This window comes from Pseudonocardia pini, from assembly GCF_013870575.1.
Lineage (GTDB): Bacteria > Actinomycetota > Actinomycetes > Mycobacteriales > Pseudonocardiaceae > Pseudonocardia > Pseudonocardia pini.
The window spans coordinates 1-4751 of record NZ_JACBXB010000420.1 but is presented as its reverse complement, the minus strand read 5'-3'; the positions used below and the strand labels follow the sequence as shown (position 1 = coordinate 4751).

At 73.0% G+C, this 4751-nt stretch carries 4 protein-coding genes and 1 pseudogene; 4 read left to right on the top strand and 1 reads right to left on the bottom strand.

All coding sequences use genetic code 11. The annotated features are described in order from the left end of the window. Positions 1 to 26: 26 nt before the first annotated feature. Complete coding sequence (locus tag H5J29_RS21150) at positions 27 to 1055, bottom strand: ABC transporter permease (protein ID WP_312858333.1); 1029 nt, start codon at positions 1053 to 1055, stop codon at positions 27 to 29. A gap of 381 nt (positions 1056 to 1436) precedes the next feature. On the opposite strand from H5J29_RS21150, the gene H5J29_RS21145 reads away from it, so the two are divergent. The 4 genes and pseudogenes from H5J29_RS21145 to H5J29_RS21130 all read left to right on the top strand — a co-directional run. Beyond that, entirely contained in the window at positions 1437 to 2282 is an 846-nt protein-coding gene (locus tag H5J29_RS21145; RefSeq protein ID WP_181782785.1) for a GntR family transcriptional regulator, read from the top strand. A 95-nt stretch (positions 2283 to 2377) separates the two neighbouring features. Beyond that, on the top strand, positions 2378 to 3700 hold the full coding sequence (locus tag H5J29_RS21140) for an NtaA/DmoA family FMN-dependent monooxygenase (RefSeq protein ID WP_181782784.1): 1323 nt from the start codon (positions 2378 to 2380) through the stop codon (positions 3698 to 3700). 1 nt (position 3701) lies between these two features. Next, positions 3702 to 4040, top strand: a pseudogene (locus H5J29_RS21135) (isocitrate lyase/phosphoenolpyruvate mutase family protein); the annotation flags it as partial. A 61-nt stretch (positions 4041 to 4101) separates the two neighbouring features. Beyond that, positions 4102 to 4751, top strand: a 650-nt coding sequence (locus tag H5J29_RS21130) for a PAS domain-containing protein (RefSeq protein ID WP_181782783.1), incomplete at its 3' end; no start/stop codon positions are given.

Genomic DNA, 4751 nt, shown 5'->3' with positions numbered 1-4751 from the left:
GGGCAGGCGGAGCGGTGAGTGTTGCGTCAGGCATAGGACACCCTCGGGTCGAGGAGGGCGACGACGATGTCGACGACGATCAGGACGGCCAGCGTGATCAGCGCGAGGACGAGGATGGTCCCCTGCACCGCGGGCAGGTCGAGCTGGGTGATCCGGCCCGCCACGAACTGGCCGATGCCGTTCCAGGCGAAGAGCTGCTCGACGATGACGTCGCCGCCGACGAGCCCGGCGAACAGCACGCCGGAGTACGTCACGATCTGGGTGCGCGCGGCGCCGAACGCGTAGCCGAAGACCGTCCGGCTCGGGAGCCCGAGCGCGCGGGCGAACTCGACCTGGGGGGAGCGCAGCGCCTTCAGCAGCGCGGACCGGCTCATCTTCGCGAACAGCGCGGCGGAGGAGATGCCCAGCGTGAGGACGGGGAGGGCGGCGTGCTGCAGCGCGGCGCCCGCCGTGTCCCACTGGCCCGCGATCACGGCGTCGACGAGCACAGCGCCGGTGACCGGGGGCGGGGCCGTGTCGAGCAGCCCGAGCTGCCCGGTCGGCGCAGGCGCCCAGCCGAGCGAGTAGAAGAGCACGTAGATCAGGACCAGACCGAGCAGGAAGTCGGGGACCACCTGGAGCAGGGTCGTGGCCGTGCGGGACGCACGGTCCGGCACCCGACCGGCGGTGTAGGCGCCGACGGCGCCGATCGCGACACCCAGGGACACGGCGACGACCATGCTCAGCGCGACCAGCTCGATGGTGGCGGGCAGGTAGGCCTGGACGTCCTCCAGCACCGGGGTCTTGGTGTAGTACGACTCACCGAGGCTGCCGCGCGCGACGAGGTCCGTCAGGGCCGTCCCGAACCGCTCCCACAGACCGGCGTCCAAGCCGATCTCGGTGCGGATCGCGGCGACCTGCTCCGGGGTGGCGGTGGGTCCGGCGATCTCGCTGACCGGGTCACTGGGGATCGCGTTGACCAGCAGGAACGTCAACGAGAAGACGGCGAGGACCCCGAACGGCACGAAGAGTATCCGTTTGCCAAGGTATCTCGTCAGGGCAGACAGCGGGAGCACCTCCTTCAACGGAGCGGGGGGGTGGGGATGTACGAGACTGTAGGGGCGTCCGCGACCCAGGTGAACGGCTCGAACGTTAAGCCGTCGCTGCCCGAAGGGAATAGCGCTGTGACGAGGGACTACATTCGGCGATGTCGGGTGTTCCGCCGGGCGACGACCGGCGCCTCGCGCCTGTGACCTGGGAGGACGGCGGATCGGGGCCGGTCGGCGCCGCCTGGGGGCGGAGGCCTTTTCCCGTTCCGGGAGCGGGAATCCGCTGGCGGCGGGCGGCGGTCCGCGGGCTCCGAAACGGCGTAACCGCTCCGTAACGGCCAGGCGCCGACGAGGCACATAGTCTCACCGTCCGATCGAGGTCGTTCGACGGACGAAGGGGAGCGCCACATGCCGACAGCCGAGGATCCACGCTCGCTCCTGCGCTACGGGAGCAGGAGCGGGCCGGGGCCTCGGGCGCGTGCGTTGCTGCAGGAGTCCCCGCGCCGGGCACACACCCTGCTCCGCTCGTCGATCCGGTCGGGGCTGCTCGCGCAGCGCGAGCAGCTCGTCGAGGACGCCCTGGTCAGGTCCATGGCCACCAGCCGCAACGCGATCCGGATGGCGCTGCGGATGTTGGCCTCGGAGGGACTCGTCCAGCGGCGCACGAACCTCGGCACCGACGTCGTCCGCAGCCCGGTCTCGATCTCGATCCCGGAGATGCTGCCCCTGCTGTCGGAGCTGTCCGGGCTGGTCACCGACGGCGGTGACACCGAGGTCGATCCCGGGATGTGCATCCGGCAGCTCGAGTACGGACTCGTCCCCACCACCGAGGTGCTCCGGCTGCGGCTGGACACGGACGCGGAGGCGGTCGTGATGCGCGAGCTGCTCGTCCTCCTGCGCGGCGAGCCCGCCGCCGTGATCGTCGGCTACCACCCCGTCGAGCTCGCGCCGCTGCAGCTGCGCGACCAGGTCGTGGACTTCCGCAGCGGCACGAGCAGCCTGTCGGACATGATCAGCCAGCTCTACGGCCTCACCCTCGGCGACGTGGAGATCAACATCGAGTCGGTCGCGTGCGACGAGCGCACCGCCCGCGTGCTCTCGACCGAGGCGGGCGCGCCGCTGCTGGTGCAGGAGACGCTGGTCCGGGACGGGTCCGGCCGTCCGTTCATGCTCGACTACAGCCACTGGCGCGGGGACCGCGTGACGTTGCGGGCCGTGGTCCCGCCCCGCGTCGAGCGGGCGCTCCCGGACTGACGCCCGCGTTCCACCCGACACCCGTGTCCCGCCGGTCCCGGCGGGACCGCCCCGGCGCGTCCGCAGGACGCCCCGAGTACGAGAGAGGACGAGCGATGAGCCCGACCCCGTTCCACCTGGGGTGGTTCCTGGCCGGATCGAACGCCCAGGCGTGGGGCCGCCCGTGGTCGGGGGCCGTCGGCCGCGACTGGGCGAAGCCGGACCTGTACGTCGACGCGGTGCGGGCGCTGGAACGCGCGTGCTTCGACTACGTCCTGTTGGAGGACAACGTCTTCGTCGGCGACACCTACGGCGGCTCGATGGACGTCTACCTCCGCAACGCGGTCCAGGTGCCGCGGATGGAACCGCTGATGCTCGCCCCGCTGCTCGCGTCCGCGACCTCCCGGATCGGGATCGTCCCCACGATCTCGACCTTCGCCTACCACCCGTACCTGGTCGCCCGCACGGTCGGGACCCTCGACCAGCTCTCGGGGGGACGCGCGGGCTGGAACATGGTCACCGGGAGCTCGGACCGCGCGGTGCAGAACTACGGCATGGCCGCCATGGAACCGCACGACACCCGGTACGAGATGGCCTCCGAGTTCTGCGACCTGGTCAACGCCCTGTGGGACTCGTGGGAGCCGGGGGCGGTCGTCGCCGATCCCGAGTCGGGGGTCTTCGTCGATCCCGAGAAGGTCCGCCCGGTCGATTTCCACGGGAAGTGGTACGCCTCGCGCGGACCGCTGAACTCCGGTCCGCTGCCGCAGGGCCGGGCCGTCCTCGCCCAGGCAGGCAGCTCGCCGCGCGGGCGGGCGTTCGCCGCCGGGTACGCGGACACGGTGGTCGGGGCCGAGGGCACCGTCGAGGGCATGAAGCGCTTCCGCTACGACGTGCGCGCCCGGCGGGCGGCCGCGGGCGGGGACCCGGACACGGTCAAGGTCCTCTTCGTCGTGACCCCGGTGCTGGGCGAGTCCGACGCGGAGGCCGAGGTGCGCGAGGCCCAGCGCGCGGCCACGGGCCTCGCGCTCGCCGAGCAGACCCTCGCGGTCACCGCGAAGACGACCGGCATCGACTTCGCCGACTTCCCCCTGGACGAGCCGCTGGGGGAGCGCGAGCTCACGACGAACGGCTCGCAGGACACGCTGCGGACCTTCGTCGAGCGCAACCGCGGCCGGACCCTGCGGGAGGCGGCCGCCCTGAGCTACGGCGGGACGAGCCGGAGCCTGGGGCTCGTCGGCGGTCTGGAGACCGTCGCCGGGCAGCTCGGCGACATCATGGCCGAGGTCGGCGGCGACGGGTTCTTGTTCGCCAGCCCCGACCTGCACCGCCGGACGATCGCGGAGATCACCGACGGGCTCGTGCCGGTCCTGCAACGCCGCGGCCTGGTCCGCACGGGGTACTCCGCGACCGGCTTCCGCGACAACCTCCTGGAGTTCTGACGTGTCCGGAACCGCAGTGCTCGACCTCCTCCGCGCGGCGCGGGCCTCGGGGGAGCCCCTCGTCCTCCCGGGCGCGGCGGACGCGGCCACCGCCCGGCTCGTCGAGCGCGTGGGGTTCGGCGCGGTCTACCTCACCGGGGCGGGGCTCGCGAACGCCCGCTTCGGGGTCCCCGACATCGGCCTGACGACCTTGACCGAGGTCGCCGACCACGTGGCCACCGTGGCCGACGTCGTCGACCTCCCCCTCGTGGTCGACGCCGACACCGGCTTCGGCAACGAGCTCAACGTCCGGCGCAGCGTGCGGCTCCTCGAGCGTGCGGGGGCGTCGGCGATCCAGCTCGAGGACCAGGTCGCGCCTGCGCCTGAGCCGGGCCCGGACCGAGGCGGAGCGGCGGTTCCGGATGCTCGCCGACGCGACCCCCACACTGATCTGGGTCGACGGGCCGGACGGCGAGCGCACCTTCGTCAACCAGGCGTGGTCGGACTACACCGGGGCGGGCGCGGACGATCTCGGGACCGGCTGGCGCGCCCTCGTCCACCCCGACGACCTCGAGCGGTACGACACGCGGCGGGCGGCGGCCACGGAGGCCGACGTGGGGTTCGAGGTCGAGTACCGGCTGCGCGGTGCGGACGGCCGCTACCGCTGGGTCCTCGACCGGGGCGTCCCCGTGGCGGGCACGGCGGGCGTGGGCGGTGGCTACGTCGGCGGCTGCCTCGACATCGACGCCCGGTTCCGCGAGCAGGAGCGACAGCGGGTCGTGGGGGTGGTCGGGGCGGCCATGGACCGGGCGGCGACGGTGGCCGACCGGCGCGAGGTGCTCGTCCGCACCCTGGTCGACGAGGGGTTGGCCGATCTCGCCGGGCTCGTCGTGACCGACGGTGCCGACGCCGAGGTGGTCGCCGTGGCCGCGCGGGACGCGGAGACCCGCGAGCTGCTGTCCCGGATCGACATCGGTTCGCGGTGGTTCGCCGACGTCGTCGCGAACGGGGTGTCGGAGGTCCGGCCCGGCGACGGCGGCTACCTCGCCGACCAGGGTGCGGACGAGCACCT